Origin of the sequence: Streptomyces arenae, assembly GCF_022343545.1 — a bacterium.
Lineage (GTDB): Bacteria > Actinomycetota > Actinomycetes > Streptomycetales > Streptomycetaceae > Streptomyces > Streptomyces humi.
Genome location: NZ_JAKQYH010000023.1, coordinates 118,162 through 137,327, shown reverse-complemented (window position 1 = coordinate 137,327; position 19,166 = coordinate 118,162). Strand labels below are relative to the sequence as shown.

Here is a 19,166-nt window from a genome sequence, read left to right as displayed (position 1 = left end):
GCCGCCGTGCTGCTCGAAGTACGCGACCTGCACGTGGAGTTCATCACGAGGGACGGGGTGGCGAAGGCGGTCAACGGGGTCTCGTACGCCGTCGGCGAGGGTGAGACGCTCGCCGTACTGGGCGAGTCCGGGTCCGGCAAGTCGGTGACCGCGCAGGCCGTGATGGGGATCCTCGACACCCCGCCGGGGCGGATCGGCGCCGGCGAGATCCTCTTCCAGGGACGCGACCTGCTGAAGCTGAAGGAGGAGGAACGGCGGCGGATCCGGGGCGCCGGGATGGCGATGATCTTCCAGGACGCGCTGTCGGCGCTGAACCCGGTGCTGTCGGTGGGCGACCAGCTGGGCGAGATGTTCGTCGTGCACCGGGGCATGTCGAGGAAGGACGCGCGGGCCAGGGCGGTCGAGCTGATGGACCGGGTGCGGATCCCGGGCGCGGCCCAGCGGGTGCGGGACTATCCGCACCAGTTCTCCGGCGGGATGCGCCAGCGCATCATGATCGCCATGGCGCTGGCCCTGGAACCGGCTCTCGTCATCGCCGACGAACCGACGACCGCCCTGGACGTGACCGTGCAGGCCCAGGTCATGGATCTGCTCGCGGAGTTGCAGCGCGAGTTCCGCATGGGGCTGATCCTGATCACCCACGACCTGGGCGTGGTCGCGGACGTCGCCGACCGGATCGCCGTCATGTACGCCGGGCGGATCGTCGAGTCCGCGCCCGTGCACGACATCTACAAGGCGCCCGCCCATCCGTACACCCGCGGGCTGCTCGACTCCATCCCGCGCCTGGACCAGAAGGGCCAGGAGCTCTACGCCATCAAGGGCCTGCCGCCCAACCTCATGGACATCCCTCCCGGCTGCGCCTTCAACCCGCGCTGCCCCATGGCACAGGACGTCTGCCGCACCGACGAACCGCCGCTGTACGAGGTGGACCGGCACCGGGGGAGCGCCTGTCACTTCTGGAGGGATTGCGTCAATGGTTGAGGCGATCATTGAAGTGGATGGACTGGTCAAGCACTATCCATTGACCCAGGGCGTTCTCTTCAAGAAACAGGTCGGTGCCGTCAAGGCCGTTGACGGTGTCGACTTCGTGCTCGACAAGGGAGAGACCCTCGGGATCGTCGGGGAGTCCGGCTGCGGCAAGTCGACCGTCGCCAAGATGCTGGTCAACCTGGAGCGGCCCACCGCCGGGTCGATCAAGTACAAGGGCGAGGACATCACCGGGTTGAGCGGGCGGGCCCTGAAAGCGGTCCGCCGCAACATCCAGATGGTCTTCCAGGACCCGTACACCTCGCTCAACCCCCGGATGACCGTCGGCGACATCATCGGGGAGCCCTACGAGATCCACCCCGAGGCGGCACCCAAGGGCGACCGGCGCAGACGGGTCCAGGACCTGCTGGACGTCGTCGGACTCAACCCCGAGTACGTCAACCGCTATCCGCACCAGTTCTCCGGCGGCCAGCGGCAGCGCATCGGCATCGCGCGCGGGCTGGCGCTGCGACCCGAGGTGATCGTCGCCGACGAGCCCGTCTCCGCGCTGGACGTCTCGGTCCAGGCCCAGGTGATCAACCTGCTCGCCCGGCTCCAGAAGGACTTCGACCTGTCGTACGTCTTCATCGCCCACGACCTGTCGATCGTGCGGCACATCTCGGACCGGGTCGGGGTGATGTACCTCGGGCGGATCGTGGAGACCGGCCGGGACGAGGAGATCTACGACCACCCGACCCACCCCTACACGCAGGCACTGCTCTCCGCGGTGCCGGTACCGGACCCCGAGGCCCGGGAGCACCGCGAGCGGATCATCCTGAGCGGGGACGTGCCGTCGCCGACGAACGTGCCGTCCGGGTGCCGGTTCCGCACGCGCTGCTGGAAGGCGCGGGAGCGGTGCGCCGTGGAGGTGCCGCTGCTCGCGGTACCGGCCGTGTTCCGGGACGTGCCGGGGCCGGCGGCGCACGACTCGGCCTGTCACTTCGCGGAGGAGAAGCGGGTCGTCCCGCCGGAGGAACCGGCCGGGGAAGCGCCGGACGATCTTGGCGACCGGGGTGCATAGCGGGGCGTATGCGGGTCAATCGCGTTAACACGCAGGCAACTTCGCCGACCCGGTCCCGATATACGGACGCGGCACGCTGAACAGCGTACGGCCGTGCGGGTGCCGTGAACGGGCCGGGACGCGCCATGTCGTCCCGGCCCGTGCCCGTACCCCTACCCGAGCCCCAGCGACCGCTTCAGGAAGTCCAGCTGGAGCAGCAGCAGGTTCTCCGCCACCTGTTCCTGCGGGGTCATGTGCGTCACGCCCGACAAGGGCAGTACCTCGTGCGGGCGGCCCGCCGCCAGCAGCGCCGAGGACAGCCGCAGCGAGTGGGCCACCACCACGTTGTCGTCGGCGAGGCCGTGGATGACCATCATCGGGCGGTGCGGTCCGGCCGCCTCGGTCAGACCCGCGTCGTCGATCACCGAGTTGCGGCGGTACACCTCCGGCTGCTCGCCGGGGTCGCCGAGGTAGCGCTCCTGGTAGTGGGTGTCGTACAGGCGCAGGTCGGTCACGGGGGCGCCGACCACCGCCGCGTGGAAGACGTCCGGGCGGCGCAGGGCCGCGAGTGCGGCGAGGTAGCCGCCGAACGACCAGCCGCGGATCGCGACCCGGCTGAGGTCGAGGGGGAAGTCGGCGGCGAGTGCCTGGACCGCGTCCACCTGGTCCTGGAGGACGACCGCCGCGACGTCGTCCTTGATGGACTTCTCCCAGGCGGGGGAGCGGCCCGGGGTGCCCCGGCCGTCGGCGACGACCACCGCGAAGCCCTGGTCGGCGAACCACTGCGAGGTCAGGTGGGCGTTGTGCGCGGCGACCACCCGCTGGCCGTGCGGACCCCCGTAGGGGTCGAGCAGAACCGGAAGGGGAGTGTCCCCGTGGTAGTCCCGTGGCATAAGCACGGCGCACGGAATTCGCCGTGCGCCCCCCTGGGTGAGTGTCACGCGCGGGGACAAACCAGGATCTTCGGCGTACGACGTGACAGTCGCCGCGGGCTTCCCGTCGCGCAGTACCTGGACGCGGCTGCCCGGCCGGTCCAGGGTGGCGGACACCAGCACGGTCACGCCCCCGGCGCGAACCGCCGTATGCACGCCGGGCTCCTGCGACACGCGCTCCACGCCGAGTTCGCTGACCCGGTAGACGTGCACCTCGCCGATCTCCGGGGACTCGGCCTCCTCGCCGGCGGACGCCGAGACCAGCACGTCGTCGCTGGTCACGTCGAGTACCGCACGGATGTGCAACTGGGCTCCGGTGAGCGGCCGTTCACCCACCGCGAGGACCCGGGCGCCGCCCTCGTCGGCGATCCGCACGAGCCGCCCGGAGGGACTCCAGCAGGGCACTCCGGCGAAAAGTTCAAGCCAAGTTGGATCTTCGTCGGCGTGCACCATCCGGGTCGTCCCCGACTGCGGGTCCACGGCGAGGAACAGCTGGCTGCGCTGGTCGCGCGCCTGTACGAGCAGCAGCGGGGCACCCGCGTCTGACCAGTGCACATGCGCCAAGTACGGGTAGCGCGCCCGGTCCCAGGAGACCTCCGTGCGCCCCCCGTCGAGGTCGTGCACGAACAGGCTCACGTCCGCGTTCGGTGTGCCCGCAGCGGGGTACGCGACGTGGTTCGGGTCACGCTCGGGGTGGGCGGGGTCGGCGATCCACCAGCGCTGTACCGGCGTGTCGTCCACCCGCGCCACGAGCAGCCGGTCGGACCCGGGCGACCACCAGAAGCCGCGCGAGCGGCCCATCTCCTCGGCCGCGACGAACTCGGCCAATCCATAGGTGACCTGTTCCGACTCCGGCTCCGCCAGCGCCCGGTCGCCCTCGCCCTCGGCGCCCACCACCCGCACGGCGCCCTGCGCGACGTACGCGACATGGCGGCCGTCGGGGGACGGACGCGGGTCGATCACCGGCCCCGGGACGGTGAGTTCGCGCGCCGTGCCGGCCCTGAGCTCCGCCGTGAAAAGCCGCCCTGACAAGGCGAAAGACGCCAACTCCAGTGCCGCGTCCGTGGCGTAGCCGACGATGCCGGCCCCGCCCTCGCGGCTGCGCTCGCGACGGGCCCGCTCCTGTGGCGAGAGATGCTCCTCGGCGCCGCCGAGCAGCGCCCGGGGGTCCGCCGCGAGGCGTTCCTCGCCGGTCGGCACATCGAGAACCCACAGGGAGTTGGCGCGGTCCGTACCGGAACCGGAGCGCAGAAACGCCACGCGGGAGCCGTCGGGGGCCACGGTGAAAGCGCGCGGCGCGCCGAGCGTGAAACGCTGGGTGCGGGCGTGCCGGCGGGGGAATGAGACAGCCTCGGTCGTCATGCCCTGACCATATTGGCCATGCGCCCCCTTGTGCGGCCGTGCGCCGAGCGATGCGCGAGCACGCATAGTTATGATCACTACCGCTGGGTGGGTATGAACCTGCTGGCTTCCGCAAGGAATTGCTGTACCGATCTACAACCCCCATAGTCCGAACCCCCGCGTCCCTGGGATCTTTGGAGGTGAGCCGCCGTGGCACTCTCGATTTCGGCGGTGGTGCTGCTGGCGATCATCGTCTTCTTGCTGATCAAGAAGTCGGGTCTGAAGGGCGGTCATGCCGTGGTGTGCATGCTGCTCGGTTTCTATCTCGCCTCCTCGACCGTCGCGCCGACGATCAGCGATCTGACGACCAACGTCGCCAGCATGATCGGAAGCATCAAGTTCTGACCCGGTACGGACGCGGGCCGGGGCTGCGCGGCACTGTCGGTGTCGTTTCGTAGGGTGGGGACATGACGGAAGTCCCTGCCCGACGCCTGCTCCTCGTGCACGCGCACCCGGACGACGAGTCGATCAACAACGGCGCCACCATGGCCCGCTACGCGGACCAGGGTGTCCATGTGACGCTGGTCACCTGCACCCTCGGCGAGGGCGGCGAGGTCATCCCGCCGGAGCTGAGGCATCTGACCGGCCCGGCGCTGGGCGAGTACCGGCTGGGCGAGCTCACCGCCGCCATGCGTGAACTCGGCGTCGACGACTTCCGGCTGCTCGGCGGCGCCGGCCGCTACCGCGACTCCGGAATGATGGGCCTGCCCGACAACGACGTGCCCGGCTGCTTCTGGCAGGCCGACGTCGACGAGGCCGCCGCCCATCTCGTCGAGGTCATCCTCGAGACCCGCCCCCAGGTCGTCGTCACCTACGACGACCACGGCGGCTACGGTCACCCGGACCACATCCAGGCCCACCGCGTCGCCATGAGAGCCGTCGAACTCGCCGCCGAGGCCGGCCACCGCGTCCCCAAGGTCTACTGGAACCGCGTCCCGCGCACCGTCGCCGAGGAGGCCTTCGCCCGCCTCCGCGAGGACCTGCCGACGCTGCCCTTCGACAAGCCCGCGGCCGTCGACGACGTGCCCGGCGTGGTCGACGACCAGCGGGTCACCACCGCGATCGACGGCGCCGCGTACGCCACCGCGAAGACCGCGGCGATGGCCGCCCACGCCACCCAGATCGAGGTGGCGCCCGGTGCGGCACCCTGCTTCGCCCTCTCCAACGAGCTGGCGCAGCCCGTGTTCACCACGGAGTACTACGAGTTGGTGTCCGGCGTGCCGGGCGCCACACCCGAGACCGACCTGTTCGCCGGCCTCGACGTCTCGACAGGGGTGACCTCATGAGCTCCGCCGGACCCGGCTCGATGCTCGCGCAACCGTTGCGGCCGCCCTCCGCGGGGCGCGCCGCGGCCCTGTTCGGCCTGTTCGTGCTCGGCGCCGTGGTCGGCCTCGCCGGGACCCTCGTCCAGGCCGGCTGGTTCCCCGGCGGGCTGCTGCTCGCGCTGGCCGGTGCCGCCGGGCTCTTCCTCGGCGGTTCGCGGGCGACCGGCAGCCGTTCCGGGGCCGTGGCGCCCGCGTTCGGCTGGGTCGTCGCCGTCATCTTCCTCACCGCCAGCCGCCCCGAGGGGGACTTCCTGTTCGGCGCGGGAGGCGGCTCGTACCTCTTCCTGCTCGGCGGCATGGCTCTCGCTGTGATCTGCGCCACAATAGGTTTGGGGCGGCAACCCGCGGCGGACGGCGCCCGACTTGGCAAGTGACGTACCACTTCGCCGTGCGGCGCGCGTGCGAGTCCGGTGTGGGTTTCCCCAGCGGTCATGGGATAAGCGTCAGAAGTGGCCAGTATGGTGGTGCGCGCCGCCGAGCCGCCCGAGCAAGGTCGAAACGGGCGGTGGAGCCAACCGGGAGAACCTGCCTTGAGTCGTGAAACTGACACTCCGTCCTCCGGGCCCGACGGGCGCGGCGGAGCCGCATACCCCTCGGGCACGCCGCCGTACGGGACCCCCATGGCTTCCGACGACGCCGCGGGCGCGGGCCGTTCGGCCGCGCAGCCGGAGGAACGCAAGACCGAGACCACGCTGACGACCCGGATCCGGATCAACATCCCCGGATCCCGGCCGATTCCGCCGGTGGTCGTCCGCACACCCGTCACGGACACCGAGGCCGCTCCGAGCGAGGAGACGGGCACCCACGCGCTGCCGACGGGCCCCGCCACGCCCACCGGCACCGTCGAGCCGCCCGCCGCGGAAGCGGCCCCGGCCCCCGCCCCCGCTTCCGGTGAGAAGGCCAGCGACTGGTTCGCGCCGCGCAAGTCCGGCCCGGCCAAGGGCCCCCAGCGCGGCCCCGCCGCCAACGGGGCGACGCCACCGGGCGGTTCGCCAGCCGTGACCCAGAACACGCCGGCCGCACCCGGCACCCCGGGCCCCCAGGGCACCCCGGGCGGCCCGCGGGCGAACGGCGGCCGTCCCGGCGGGGTCGTCGGCTCGATGGGCGCGCCCGGCGGCTCCCGGCCCGGCTCCACCAACGGTTCGGGGCTGCCCACGGGTGCCACCGGCGGCCCGGTTGCTCCCGGGCACGGCGGCGGCACCGGCTCCTTCGACGTGACCGAGGCGCTCGCCGCGGGCCCGCTCGGCGGCCCCCGGGGCGGCGCCAAGGACAGCGTCGAACCCCGCCGCGACGAACTGCCGTACTTCGCCGAGGGCGGCAGCCCGAACGGCGCCCCGAACGGCACCGGCCTGCCCGGCGGCGGCCCGGCCGGCCCCGGTGGTCCCAACGGCTTCAACGGCCCCGCGGGGCCCGGCGGCCCCGGCGGCCCGCAGGGTCCGGCGGGACCCACCGGCGGACCGGTCACCGGCGACGGCCCGTTCGTCCCGCCGGTCACCGGCGGCGAGCCCTTCGGTGCCCCAGGCGGCCCCGGTGCCCCGGGCGCCCCCGGCGGCCCCGCGGGCCCCGGCCGCGGTCCGGGCCGGCCCAACGGCCGTACCCCGCAGGCCGGACCCGGCGCGCGCACCGCCCCCGGCGGTCCCAACCTCGCCGTCCCCGGCGGCGGACTGAGCGACGACACCGCCATCCTCACCCCGCAGAAGCCCGCCCCGGAACCGGGCATGCCCGGCCACGGCGCCCCGGCGGGCAACGTCTCCGGACACACCGTCACCAGCGGCATGCCGGTCGTGACGCCGGGCGCCAACTCCCCCTTCGCGCCGGGCGGCCCCGGCGCCGTGCCGCAGTCGCACACGCCGCCCAAGCTGCCCGAGCCGGTCTCGCCGCCCCCGGCCGAGTCCAAGGGCAAGGGCAAGGCGAAGGGCAAGAAGAAGCGCAGCAAGCTGCCGCTGCTCGTCGGTGTCGTGGTGGTCGCGGGCGTCGGTGTCTACGGCGCCGGGCTCCTCATGAACCACTCCGACGTCCCCAAGGGCACCACCGTGCTCGGCGTCGACATCGGCGGCGGCACCCGCGACGACGCGGTCAAGAAGCTCGACGACGCCTTCGGCGACCGCGTGAACAAGCCGCTGAAGCTGTCGGTCGACGGCAAGACGGTCTCGCTGCCGCCGGACCAGGCGGGCCTCCAGTTCGACATGCAGAAGACGGTCGACGCGGCCGCCAAGAGCGACTACAACCCGGTCTCCGTGATCGGCTCCCTGTTCGGCCAGAAGCGGGTCGTCGACCCCGACATGCCGGTCGACGAGGAGAAGCTCCAGGCCGCCCTCAAGGACCTCGGCGGCAGCGCCGGCTCCGTCACCGAGGGCACGATCGAGTTCAAGTCCGGCAAGGCCGTCGCGGTCTACGGCAAGCCGGGCAAGGGCATCGACGCGGCCGCGTCCGCCCAGGCGGTCACACAGGCGTACCGGACGATGGTGGAGACCGACACCTCCGCCACGGTGTCCGTACCGACGACCACCCAGCAGCCGACGGTCTCCAAGACCGAGGTCGACCGCGAGATGAAGGCGTTCGCGGAGCCGGCGATGTCCAACCTGGTCGTCGTCCAGACGGACGCCACGCACAGCATCAAGTTCGGCCCCGTCTCCCTGCCGAAGATCCTCGGATTCAAGGCCGTCGACGGCAAGCTGGTGGAGACGTACAACCTGGACGCCCTCAAGGCGGCGTACGGCAGCACCTTCAACGGCGTGCTGATCACCCGGGGAACCGGCCAGAAGACGGCGGTCACTCCCCAGGACGTCGCCTCCGCGCTCCGCAAGGCCCTGGTCGGCAAGACGACGGCCGAGCGTGTCGGCGTGATCGAGACGAACCCGAGCTGACGACGGCTCAGAGAGAGGGGGCGCCCGGTGACCACCGGGCGCCCCCTCTCTCTGGCTGTCACGCCACGTGCATGACATCTGTCATGCGGCTCTCCGGACGGTCGGCACTGCCCCCGGCCGGGCCTGCCCGGCCAGCATGGACGCATGACAACGACAGCGGCGACGACGGCCACCGGCACCCCGGTCGTCGGGTTCGACCAAGTGAGCAAGACCTACGGGGACGTGCGGGCCGTCGACGGGCTCTCGCTGCGGCTGTACCCGGGGGAGACCGTGGCCCTGCTCGGGCCCAACGGCGCGGGCAAGTCGACCACGCTCGACCTGCTGCTCGGCCTCAAGCAGGCCGACGCAGGCTCGGTCGGCGTCTTCGGCATGAGCCCGCGCGAGGCCATCGTCGCCGGACGGGTCGGCGCGATGCTGCAGAGCGGCGGCCTGATGGACGAGGTCACCGTGCGGGAACTGGTGAAGCTGGCCTGCGACCTGCATCCGAAGCCCTACGAGGTGGCCGACGTGCTGGCCCGCGCGGGCATCTCCGGGATCGCCGACCGCAAGGTCAACAAGCTCTCCGGCGGCCAGGCCCAGCGCGTCCGCTTCGCCCTCGCCACCGCCGGAGACAGCGACCTGATCGTCCTGGACGAGCCGACCACCGGCATGGACGTCTCCGCCCGCCAGGCCTTCTGGGCCACCATGCGGGAACAGGCCGACCAGGGGCGCACGGTCCTGTTCGCCACCCACTACCTGGAAGAGGCCGACGCCATCGCCGACCGGGTGCTGGTGCTGCACCGCGGCCGGCTGCTCGCCGACGGCACCGCCGCCGAGATCAAGGCCAGGGCGGGAGCCCGGCGGATCGCCTTCGACCTGGAGGGCGAGATCGACGAGGCACCGCTGCGCGAGCTGCCCTTCCTGACCGCCGTCGACGTCAGCGGCCAGACGGTCCGCATGCAGTCCTCCGACGCCGACGCCACCGTGCACGCGCTGTACGCCCTCGGTGTCTACCCCCGCAACCTCGAAGTCGCCGGACTCGGTCTGGAGCAGGCGTTCGTCGCCATCACGGAGGCCGAGGAGGCCAAGCAGTCATGAACGCGCTGATCAAGCTGGAACTCGCCCGCGCCCTGCGCAACCGCAAGTTCCTGTTCTTCTCGGTGATCTACCCCTCGATCATCTTCCTGCTGGTGGCGAGCCAGGGCGACACCAGCCAGACCATCGACGACTCCGGCCTGTCGCTCGCCGCGTACGTCATGGTCTCCATGGCCTCCTTCGGCGCCCTGACCGCCGTCCTGATGGGCAACAGCGAGCGCATCGCCAAGGAACGCGAGAGCGGCTGGGTACGGCAGCTGCGGCTGACCACCCTGCCCGGACGCGGCTACGTGCTCGCCAAGACCGCCAGCGCCGCCGTGGTGAGCCTGCCCTCCATCGTGGTCGTCTTCCTGGTCGCCGCCTCGGTCAAGCACGTACGTCTGGACGCCTGGCAGTGGCTGGCGCTGACCGGCGCGATCTGGGCCGGCAGCCTGGTCTTCGCCGCGCTCGGCGTCGCCATCGGGTATCTGGCGAGCGGTGACGCGGTCCGCCCGATCACGATGATCACCTACTTCGGCCTGTCGATCCTCGGCGGCCTGTGGTGGCCCTCGTCCTCCTTCCCGGCCTGGCTCCAGGACATCGCGAGGTGGCTGCCCACGCACGCGTACGCTGCCCTGGGACGGGCCATCGAACAGAGCCAGGCCCCGAAAGCCCAGGACATCGCCATCCTCGTCGTCTTCTTCGCCCTCTTCGTCGGCGGCGCGGCCTGGCTGTACCGGAAGGACACGCTGAAGGCGTGAGCGCGATGACGGAAGACCTGCGGCCGGACGAGGAAGCCCGGGCGGACCGGCTGGTGCGGATCGGCCGTCCGCCCCGTAACCGGGGCGAGGCGATGCGCAAACTGGTGTGGGTCCTGCCCTGGCTGGTCTTCCTGGCCTCCCCGGTCGGAGACCTGACCGCCGGCCACCACACCACCGGCGCCACGGTGGCCGGCTGGACCGGTCTGGCGGCGTTCGTCGGGATCTACCTGTCCATCGTCTTCCGCCAGATGGGCCGGCCGTTCCGCGGCGGGACCGTCACCGTCGCCGTCGCCGTGCAGTGGGTGCTCGCGGTCGCCCTCGCCTTCAGCCTCGGCGGCTCCTGGCTCGGCCTGTTCGTCTACGTCTCGGTGATGTGCGGCATCACCTTCCCGCTGCGCGTCGCCTACTGGACGATCCCGGCCACCACCGCCGCCATGATGCTGGCAGGCTGGCACGCCCACGACCTGGACGACGCCTGGGGGCTGTTCCTGGTGGTGCTCCTGGTCGGCTACTCGATGACCGGCATCCGGCAACTCGTCGCCACCACGGTCGAGTTGCGCAAGGCCCGTGCCACCGTCGCCCAACTGGCCGCGAACGAGGAACGGTTGCGGCTCGCCCGTGACCTGCACGACCTGCTGGGACACTCGCTCTCGCTGATCACGCTGAAGAGCGAACTGGCGGGCCGGATGCTCCCGGACCACCCCGACAAGGCGGCCCAGCAGGTCTCCGACATCGAACAGGTCAGCAGGCAGGCCCTGGTGGACGTCCGGGAGGCGGTCACCGGATACCGGCGGGCCCGGCTCGCCGCCGAACTCGCGGGCGCCCAGGTCGCCCTGACCGCCGCCGCGGTCACCGCGGAGGTCCCGGCCGACCCCGACCTCACCGGAGTACCCGAGGACGGCGAGGCCGCCCTCGCGTGGGCACTGCGCGAGGCGATCACCAACGTCGTCCGGCACAGCGGCGCGACCGCCTGCACGGTAGAGCTGCTGCGCCGCCAGACTCTGGACGGCCCGGTCCTCGAACTCGCTGTGGAGGACAACGGATCGGGCGGTTCAGGCAAGGGCCCCGGCAACGGTCTCACCGGCCTCACCGAGCGGCTGGAGAAGGCGGGCGGCACACTGGAGGCGGCCCGTGCGAAGCGCGGCTTCCGGCTGGTCGCCCGGATCCCGCTGCCCTCCGGCATGGCCGTAGGATCCGGGGCATGAGCAGCACGATCAAGGTCCTCCTCGCCGAGGACCAGTCGATGGTCCGCGAGGCACTGGCCGCCCTGCTGGGTCTGGAGGACGACATCGAGGTCGTGGCCCAGGTCGCGCGCGGGGACGAGGTGCTGGCCGCGGCGAAGGCGAACGACGTCGACGTGGCCCTGCTCGACATCGAGATGCCGGGCTGCACGGGCATCGAGGCGGCGGCACGGCTCCACCAGGCGCTCCCGGCCGTCAAACTGGTCGTCCTCACCACCTTCGGCCGCCCCGGCTACCTGCGCAGCGCGATGGAGGCGGGCGCCGACGCGTTCCTGGTCAAGGACGCCCCCGCCGCCCAGCTCGCCGAGGCCGTCCGCAAGGTGCTCGCCGGCGAACGCGTCATCGACCCCACCCTCGCGGCGGCGGCCCTGGCGGAGGGCGCCAACCCGCTGACTGACCGCGAACGAGAGGTCCTGCGAGCCGCGGCCGACGGCTCCACGAACGCGGAACTGGCCTCGGCGCTGCACCTCTCCCAGGGGACGGTGCGCAACTACCTTTCCACGGCGATCCAGAAGCTCGCGGTACGGAACAGAGCAGAAGCGGTCCGCATCGCGAGAGAGAAGGGCTGGCTGTAGCCGCTCGAGGGGATGCGGCCGACTGGTCACCGCCGGATCGCACCGTCCTGGCTGAACGCCGTTGCGGCGGATCAAAGAGACCGGCGGAGACAGTGGTGACGGGCACGAGTGAGGCTGAGGCGGCGGTGACCTTCAGGCGCCGGGCAGGGCGGCCAACCCAGGGGCGCGGGAACCCAAACCCCCGTCAGTTGAGACGAGCCCGAGCGGCCCGTGCCTCCCCCCGCACCTGCTCCGCCGCCCCCTCGTCGACCACGTCGATCAACCCCGCGTACTCCTCCAACTCGTCGGCCCCGTCGGCGAAGTCACCCCGTTCCACCAGCAACCGGGCCCGCTCGTACCGCAGTCGCGCCGGATGCGACGGCAACAGCAGTGCCAGGTCCACCGACCACAGGCCCACGTCCGACCGTTCCGGGCGCGCCGCCGCCCACGACCGGACGTTGTTGAGGATCCGCCGTACGACGTCCAGGGGATCCGCCGGCTCCAGCATCGCCGGCTCCAACGGCACCCCGGCCGCCCCCACCACCAGCAGCTCGGCGTCCGCCCCGGTCAGCACCCGGCCGCCGTCGAACGGATCGGCCAGCACCTGCTCCTCAGCCGCGCCGAAGCCGACCACGAAGTGCCCCGGCAGCGCGACCCCGTACACCGGCGCCCCGGCCCGCCGGGCCACCTCCAGCCATACCACGGACAGCAGGATCGGCAGCCCGCGCCGCCGCCGCAGCACCTCGTGCAGCAGCGAGGACTCCAGCCGCTGGTAGTCCCCGGCGGTGCCGCGGAAACCGAACCGCTCACCCAGCACCCGCCGCGCCGCCGTGGCCCAGGCGGCCGGCCCGCCCGGCCGGTAGGGCAGCTGTCCCGCCAGCCGGTCCAGTTCCATCTGCGCCGCGTCGATCCCGGCCTCGTCGAGACCGCCGTCGGCCGCCGCGCCCAGCAGCAGGCACAGCGTCGCCAGATCGGGCCGTTCGGACCGCGCCTCCTCGGCGAACCGCTGCCGGACCTCGGCGGCCCGCTCCGGCGAGGGAGGTGGGGGATGAGGGGGACGCATAGCTGTTTCGTGCCCTTCCGGAATGATCCGTACCGCTCCAGCGCCTGAGGAGCAGTTCCAGCGCTTCAGAAGCCGCTCGAGCGCTTCACAGGCCGTTTCCAGCGCTTCAGAGGCCGGCTCAGGAGCCGGCCGGTGCCGGCTCCCGGTAGTGGTGGTAGGCGTGGTGCGCGGCCAGGCCCAGCCGGGTGTACAGGGCCCGCGCCCCCGCGTTCTCCGTCTCCACCTGCAACCAGGCCGCCGACGCGCCCTCCGCCAGCGCCCGCCGGGCCAGCGCGGCCATGACCTCGGTGGCCAGCCCCCGCCGCCGCAGCGCCGGATCCACCTCCACGGCGGCGAACCCGGCCCACCGCCCGTCCACCACCAGCCGCCCGATGGCGGCCGGGCCGTGCTCGCCGGGCACGGTCGCGAACCACACCGACGGCCCGCCGCCCAGCACCCGCGACGCGACCTCGCTCACGCCCTTGCGCTGGTACCGCCCCAGCCACGCCTCGTCGGCCGTCCGGGAGAGCAGCACATCCGCCCCCGCCGCGCTGTCCGCCACCTGCGCCAGCCCACCGGTCCACAGCTCGGCGCTCACCTCACGCACCCACCCGCGCCGCTCCAGCTCCGCGCAGAGCAGTTCCTGGGTGCCCTCGGCGCCGGTCGCGGTCTGCACGTAGGCGGGCAGCCCCCGCGCGCCGTACCAGCGCCGTACTGTCTCCAGCGCCGCGTCCAGCGGCAGCCCCGGATCGCCGAGCGGCAGCACGCTGTTGGCCCGCCGGGTGAACCCGCCGGCCGCCCTCAGCTCCCACTCGCCCAGCCGCTCGCTCTCCACCGGCCGCCAGCCCCGCGAGGAGACGCGCGCGAGTTCGCCGTACGTCGCCGCGGGCCCCCGGCGGCGCGCCGGAGCGGCCGGCACCACCTTGCCCGCCACCAGCGCGGACTCCGGTATCCGGACGACCTCGCCGGCCCGCCGTGTGATCGTCAGCACGCCGTCGTCGTCCCATGATGTGAGAACACCCACCGTGTCGGTGAACTTCTCGGCGGTGTCGCCATGTCCGGTCAAACGGCGCACAGAGACACGTTTGCCCACGTCAGCAGCGGTGATACGGACCTCGAAGCGTCCCGCGGCAGAGATTTCCACTGGTCAGTTCACCCCTCCTGTTCGGATCATGCCCCAGAACGGAGATACTAGGGGCGGGCATCGACGACGCCGCGCTCCCGCGCGCCAGGCGGCGGAGCCTACGGAGGCCCGCCGGCGCCCAATCGAGGAGGAACGACAGCGTGACCTACGTCATCGCGCAGCCTTGTGTCGACGTGAAGGACAAGGCGTGCATCGAAGAGTGCCCGGTCGACTGCATCTACGAGGGCCAGCGGTCCTTGTACATCCACCCGGACGAATGCGTCGACTGCGGTGCCTGTGAGCCGGTCTGCCCGGTCGAGGCGATCTTCTACGAGGACGACACTCCCGAGGAGTGGAAGGACTACTACAAGGCCAACGTCGAGTTCTTCGACGACCTCGGCTCGCCCGGCGGCGCCAGCAAGCTGGGCCTGATCGAGCGCGACCACCCCTTCATCGCCGCGCTGCCGCCGCAGGCCGAAGCCGAGTAACCCGCACCGGCGGCCCCGCCGAACCACCGTGCCGCCTCGGTCCCGTACGGCCTGATCACGCCCGATCGGCGCCGTACGGGACCGAGGCGTTTGCCGTACCGGGCGTCGTCCGCCGCCCCGAAGAAAGTGAGCGAGTCACCGTGTCCGCAGTCTCCGACCGTCTGCCCACCTTCCCCTGGGACAAGCTGGAGCCGTACAAGAAGACGGCAGCGGCGCACCCGGACGGCATCGTCGACCTGTCGGTCGGCACCCCGGTGGACCCGGTCCCCGACCTGATCCAGAAGGCCCTGATCGACGCGGCCGACTCGCCCGGCTACCCCACGGTGTGGGGCACCCCCGCGCTGCGCGACGCGATCACCGGCTGGCTCGGCCGCCGCCTCGGCGCCCGTGACGTCACGCACCGCCACGTCCTGCCGATCGTCGGCTCCAAGGAACTCGTCGCCTGGCTCCCCACCCAGCTGGGCCTCGGCCCCGGCGACCGGGTCGCGTACCCGCGCCTGGCGTACCCCACGTACGAGGTCGGCGCCCGCCTCGCGCGCGCCGGTCACGAGGTCTACGACGACCCCCGCGACCTGGACCCGGACGGCCTGAAGCTGCTCTGGCTGAACTCCCCGTCCAACCCGACCGGCAAGGTCCTCTCCCAGCGGGAACTCACGGAGATCGTCGCCTGGGCCCGTGGCCACGGCGTCCTGGTCTTCTCCGACGAGTGCTACCTCGAACTGGGCTGGGAGGCCGACCCGGTCTCGGTCCTGCACCCGGACGTCAACGGCGGCTCCTACGACGGCATCGTGGCCGTCCACTCCCTCTCCAAGCGCTCCAACCTCGCGGGCTACCGCGCGGCCTTCCTGGCCGGCGACCCGGCGGTCCTGGGGCCCCTCCTGGAGATCCGCAAGCACGGCGGCATGATGACGTCGGCCCCGACCCAGGCGGCGGTGGTGGCGGCGCTCTCCGACGACACCCACGTCCAGGAGCAGCGGGAGCGCTACGCGTCCCGCCGTACCGTCCTCCGCGAGGCCCTGCTGTCCCACGGCTTCCGCATCGAACACAGCGAGGCGAGCCTCTACCTGTGGGCGACGCGGGACGAGTCCTGCTGGCAGACGGTCGCCCACCTGGCCGAGCGAGGCATCCTGGTGGCCCCGGGCGACTTCTACGGCGAGGCGGGCCAGAACTTCGTCCGCGTGGCCCTGACAGCGACGGACGAACGAGTCCGAGCGGCCGTACAGCGCCTTTCCTGACAACAACGCGGGCTGGGAGCGCCCCGTCAGGGGCGCTGGGGGTGCCCCCGGCCGAAGGCTGGGGGAGGAACTGCGCGACCGGCCCCCACCGGCCCGCACTCGACGCACAACGAGCAGGGGCCCGGGGAGAACCCCGGGCCCCTGCTCGACTCACCGGCGCTACGGCGTCAGCCGCCCAGCGGCAGACCCTTCACCGGCAGCCCACCCGTCGGCAGCCCGCCCTTCGTCGCCGTGGCCGCCGTGCCGCCCAGCAGCCCACCGGCGGATCCGGCCGCGTCACCCGCGGCACGCTGCACCAGCGGCGCCGCCTTGTTGACGGCCTTGCCGCCGGTCTTGCCGGCGGCCGGCACCGCCGACTGGACCGCCGCGCCGCCGGTGTGGCCGAGAACCCCGGTGACGTGCTGCGCCGCACCGTCGGCGGCGTTGCCGACGCTCGCCCCGTCCAGGGCGGTCAGGCCGCCCAGGTTCGGGGTGGCGGCCGGCAGACTCTGGGCCGCGCTGGCGGAGCCGGCCGCACCGACCCCGGCAGCCGCTCCCGCTGCGACGAGCAGCGCGGCACGGGCGATCCGGCGGGTCAGAGGCAGGGACATGATGCTCCATTCGACGGGAGGAACGTGATCGCCGTGACTACCGCTCGAAGCCCGCGAAGGTTGCGGAGACCCCAGGTAAAGAATTGATAACGCGTCGCATTATCGGGTGTGGATAAAAACGGGCAAAGAGCATCAGGCGACGCGGTCGCGCAGAATCCTTACGGCCCGGTGCTCCCAAGGGGTTCCACGCATGCACACGGGTCCGCGCGCATGCGTGGGCACACCACGTACACGACCCGTCCCGGCTGACCCGCCGGAGTGAACTCCCGAACTACTGCCCGGTCACGATCCGGACCGACCCCGCGGACTTCTCCGCGCCGCCCGTGCCCTGTGCCGCGGCCGGCCGCCACTGGCTGTCGGTGCTTCCCGCGGCCCACTCCCGGCCGGCGTACGACACCCGCTGGATGTGCAGCGCCGAGGAGTTGGCCACCGCCCAGTGGGCCAGCTGCCAGCCGCGCTCGCTCTCGGTGCGCCCCGACTTGTCCTTCTTCCCGCCCTCGGGCACCGGCACGGTCACCGTCCGCCCGTGCGCGGTGGCGGTCACGCTCGGCGTCGGCGTCGGCGACTTCGCGGACGTCCCGCCCACCTCGGCGCCGGCCTCCTCCACCGCGTCCCGCCCGAAGTCCCGTACCAGCGCGGTCCGTACCGCGTCCGGGCCGGTCGCCGTCGCCGCCGCCTTCGCGGTGGCCGCCGCCGGCCGGCCGTCGCAGGTCAGCGTGGCCGCCGCCTGCCCGGTCAGCGCCGCCGCGAGCAGCGAGGCGTCGGTCTCGTGCTTGGCGTACGCCTCCGGGTATCCGCTGCGCTGCACGCGCTGCGCGGCCACCGTCAGCGGCAGGGTCTCGTAGTCGGGCACCTTGGCCAGATGGGCGTAGAACATGCCGGCCGCGTACGCCGGGTCCAGGATCTGCTTCGGGGTTCCCCAGCCCTGCGAGGACCGCTGCTGGAACAGGCCCAGCGAATCCCGGTCGCCGTGCTCGATGTTGCGCAGCCCCGACTCCTGGATCGCGGTCGCCAGGGCGATGACCACCGCACGCTCGGGCATACCGCGCCCGGTGCCGACGGCGGCGATCGTCGCCGCGTTCACCGCCTGCTCGGGCGTGAACTCGTACGACCTGTCGTCGCTTCGGCCCGACACGACCTTGCAGCCCTCGGCGCCACCGCCTCCGGTGACGTACTGGACCACCAGATAGGCACCGACGGCGCACAGGATGAGCAAGCCCGACACGAAACGCAGGACACGGCCGCGACGCTTGGGGCGGATGGGGGACGGCTCTGACACGCGTACAACATACTGGAGAGTACGAGGGGGCCACCGCAGGGTCGGGAAGCCTGTGAGACAGCCCTCAGCGTGGCGCGCGCCGGGCAGGCCCTAAGGTCGAGGTCATGGCCGACACCTCGCTTGACCTCACGCTGGACGCCGCCGCGCTGACCGCGCAGCTCGTCGACTTCCGTTCGGAGAGCGGCACCGAGAAGCCGCTGGCGGACGCGATCGAGACCGCGCTGCGCGCGCTGCCGCACCTGACGGTCGACCGGTACGGCAACAACGTGGTGGCCCGTACGCACCTGGGCCGTGCCGAGCGGGTCGTGCTGGCCGGCCACATCGACACGGTCCCGATCGCCGGCAACGTCCCCTCCCGTCTCGACGAGGACGGCGTGCTGTGGGGCTGCGGCACCTGCGACATGAAGTCGGGCGTCGCCGTGCAGCTGCGCATCGCGGCCACCGTCCCGGCGCCCAACCGCGACCTGACCTTCGTCTTCTACGACAACGAGGAGGTCGCCGCCGACCTCAACGGCCTCAAGCATGTCGCCGAGGCCCGCCCCGAGTGGCTGGCGGGCGACTTCGCGGTCCTCCTCGAACCGTCCGACGGCGAGGTCGAGGGCGGCTGCCAGGGCACCCTGCGGGTGCTGCTGAGGACCAAGGGGGAGCGCGCGCACTCGGCGCGCTCCTGGATGGGCTCCAACGCGATCCACGCGGCCGCCCCGATCCTGGCCCGCCTCGCCTCGTACGAGCCCCGCTACCCCGTCATCGACGGCCTGGAGTACCGGGAGGGCCTGAACGCGGTCGGCATCTCGGGCGGGGTGGCGGGCAACGTCATCCCCGACGAGTGCGTGGTGACCGTCAACTTCCGGTACGCGCCGGACCGGTCGGAGGCCGAGGCGATCGAGCACGTCCGCGAGGTCTTCGCCGACTGCGGGGTCGAGGAGTTCGTGGTCGACGACCACAGCCCCGGCGCGCTGCCCGGCCTCTCCCACCCGGCCGCGGCGGCCTTCATCGAGGCGGTCGGCGGCACGCCCATGCCCAAGTACGGCTGGACCGACGTCTCCCGTTTCTCGGCCCTCGGCGTGCCGGCGGTCAACTACGGCCCCGGCAACCCGCACTTGGCGCACAAGCGGGACGAACGGGTGGAAACCGGGAAGATCCTGGCGGGCGAGGAGCGGCTGCGCGCCTGGCTGACGAGCTGACGGACGCGGCGGCGGACACCGTCGCGGACACACCGGCACGGGCGCGCTCCGCACCGGACACGCCG

At 72.3% G+C, this 19,166-nt stretch carries 18 protein-coding genes; 13 read left to right on the top strand and 5 right to left on the bottom strand.

Features of this window, described 5'->3' with window-relative positions:
* Positions 1-6: 6 nt before the first annotated feature.
* Together MB828_RS12570 and MB828_RS12565 are read left to right on the top strand one after the other, a co-directional pair.
* Entirely contained in the window at positions 7-981 is a 975-nt protein-coding gene (locus MB828_RS12570) for an ABC transporter ATP-binding protein (protein ID WP_301648225.1), read from the top strand.
* The gene (locus MB828_RS12565; RefSeq protein ID WP_301648204.1) at positions 974-2,047 is read left to right on the top strand and encodes an ABC transporter ATP-binding protein; all 1,074 of its coding nucleotides are present in this window, start codon (positions 974-976) and stop codon (positions 2,045-2,047) included. The genes MB828_RS12570 and MB828_RS12565 overlap by 8 nt, the downstream gene beginning before the upstream one ends.
* A gap of 152 nt (positions 2,048-2,199) precedes the next feature.
* On the opposite strand, the gene MB828_RS12560 is transcribed toward MB828_RS12565, so the two are convergent.
* Positions 2,200-4,320: a S9 family peptidase gene (locus tag MB828_RS12560; RefSeq protein WP_301648203.1), complete on the bottom strand. Its 2,121-nt coding sequence runs from the start codon at positions 4,318-4,320 to the stop codon at positions 2,200-2,202.
* A 189-nt stretch (positions 4,321-4,509) separates the two neighbouring features.
* Here MB828_RS12560 and MB828_RS12555 point away from each other — a divergent pair, with 189 nt between their 5' ends.
* From MB828_RS12555 to MB828_RS12520, 8 genes are all read left to right on the top strand, one after another.
* The gene (locus tag MB828_RS12555) at positions 4,510-4,704 is read left to right on the top strand and encodes a hypothetical protein (RefSeq protein ID WP_046733847.1); all 195 of its coding nucleotides are present in this window, start codon (positions 4,510-4,512) and stop codon (positions 4,702-4,704) included.
* Between the two features lie 62 nt (positions 4,705-4,766).
* Complete coding sequence (mshB, locus tag MB828_RS12550) at positions 4,767-5,645, top strand: N-acetyl-1-D-myo-inositol-2-amino-2-deoxy-alpha-D-glucopyranoside deacetylase (RefSeq protein WP_301648202.1); 879 nt, start codon at positions 4,767-4,769, stop codon at positions 5,643-5,645.
* Positions 5,642-6,058: a DUF6113 family protein gene (locus MB828_RS12545; RefSeq protein ID WP_301648201.1), complete on the top strand. Its 417-nt coding sequence runs from the start codon at positions 5,642-5,644 to the stop codon at positions 6,056-6,058. Before mshB ends, MB828_RS12545 begins: the two co-directional genes overlap by 4 nt.
* A 156-nt stretch (positions 6,059-6,214) precedes the next feature.
* A complete protein-coding gene (locus MB828_RS12540; RefSeq protein ID WP_301648200.1) occupies positions 6,215-8,551 on the top strand; it encodes a hypothetical protein in 2,337 nt (778 codons plus the stop codon).
* A gap of 144 nt (positions 8,552-8,695) precedes the next feature.
* The gene (locus MB828_RS12535) at positions 8,696-9,628 is read left to right on the top strand and encodes an ABC transporter ATP-binding protein (RefSeq protein WP_301648199.1); all 933 of its coding nucleotides are present in this window, start codon (positions 8,696-8,698) and stop codon (positions 9,626-9,628) included.
* Complete coding sequence (locus MB828_RS12530; protein WP_133025450.1) at positions 9,625-10,365, top strand: ABC transporter permease; 741 nt, start codon at positions 9,625-9,627, stop codon at positions 10,363-10,365. The genes MB828_RS12535 and MB828_RS12530 overlap by 4 nt, the downstream gene beginning before the upstream one ends.
* Before the next feature lie 5 nt (positions 10,366-10,370).
* Positions 10,371-11,570 (top strand): sensor histidine kinase, encoded by a 1,200-nt coding sequence (locus MB828_RS12525; protein ID WP_301648224.1) that lies wholly within the window; start codon positions 10,371-10,373, stop codon positions 11,568-11,570.
* A complete protein-coding gene (locus tag MB828_RS12520) occupies positions 11,567-12,181 on the top strand; it encodes a response regulator transcription factor (protein ID WP_301648198.1) in 615 nt (204 codons plus the stop codon). The genes MB828_RS12525 and MB828_RS12520 overlap by 4 nt, the downstream gene beginning before the upstream one ends.
* 184 nt (positions 12,182-12,365) lie before the next feature.
* Here MB828_RS12520 and MB828_RS12515 read toward each other — a convergent pair whose 3' ends face one another.
* A complete protein-coding gene (locus MB828_RS12515) occupies positions 12,366-13,223 on the bottom strand; it encodes a transglutaminase-like domain-containing protein (protein WP_301648197.1) in 858 nt (285 codons plus the stop codon).
* Positions 13,224-13,341: 118 nt separating this feature from the next.
* Positions 13,342-14,346 (bottom strand): GNAT family N-acetyltransferase, encoded by a 1,005-nt coding sequence (locus MB828_RS12510; RefSeq protein WP_301648196.1) that lies wholly within the window; start codon positions 14,344-14,346, stop codon positions 13,342-13,344.
* A 140-nt stretch (positions 14,347-14,486) separates the two neighbouring features.
* On the opposite strand from MB828_RS12510, the gene fdxA reads away from it, so the two are divergent.
* Positions 14,487-14,813, top strand: coding sequence for a ferredoxin (gene fdxA / locus MB828_RS12505; RefSeq protein ID WP_046730523.1), 327 nt, complete (start codon positions 14,487-14,489; stop codon positions 14,811-14,813).
* A gap of 140 nt (positions 14,814-14,953) precedes the next feature.
* A complete protein-coding gene (locus MB828_RS12500; RefSeq protein ID WP_301648195.1) occupies positions 14,954-16,048 on the top strand; it encodes a bifunctional succinyldiaminopimelate transaminase/glutamate-prephenate aminotransferase in 1,095 nt (364 codons plus the stop codon).
* Between the two features lie 167 nt (positions 16,049-16,215).
* Here MB828_RS12500 and MB828_RS12495 read toward each other — a convergent pair whose 3' ends face one another.
* Entirely contained in the window at positions 16,216-16,638 is a 423-nt protein-coding gene (locus MB828_RS12495; RefSeq protein WP_133025445.1) for an ATP-binding protein, read from the bottom strand.
* Positions 16,639-16,909: 271 nt separating this feature from the next.
* Complete coding sequence (locus MB828_RS12490; RefSeq protein ID WP_301648194.1) at positions 16,910-17,917, bottom strand: heavy metal transporter; 1,008 nt, start codon at positions 17,915-17,917, stop codon at positions 16,910-16,912.
* Positions 17,918-18,021: 104 nt separating this feature from the next.
* Between MB828_RS12490 and dapE the strand changes: the two genes are divergently transcribed.
* Positions 18,022-19,101 carry a succinyl-diaminopimelate desuccinylase gene (dapE, locus tag MB828_RS12485; RefSeq protein ID WP_301648193.1) on the top strand — a complete coding sequence of 360 codons (1,080 nt, stop codon included), beginning with the start codon at positions 18,022-18,024 and terminating at the stop codon, positions 19,099-19,101.
* Positions 19,102-19,166 lie beyond the last annotated feature (65 nt).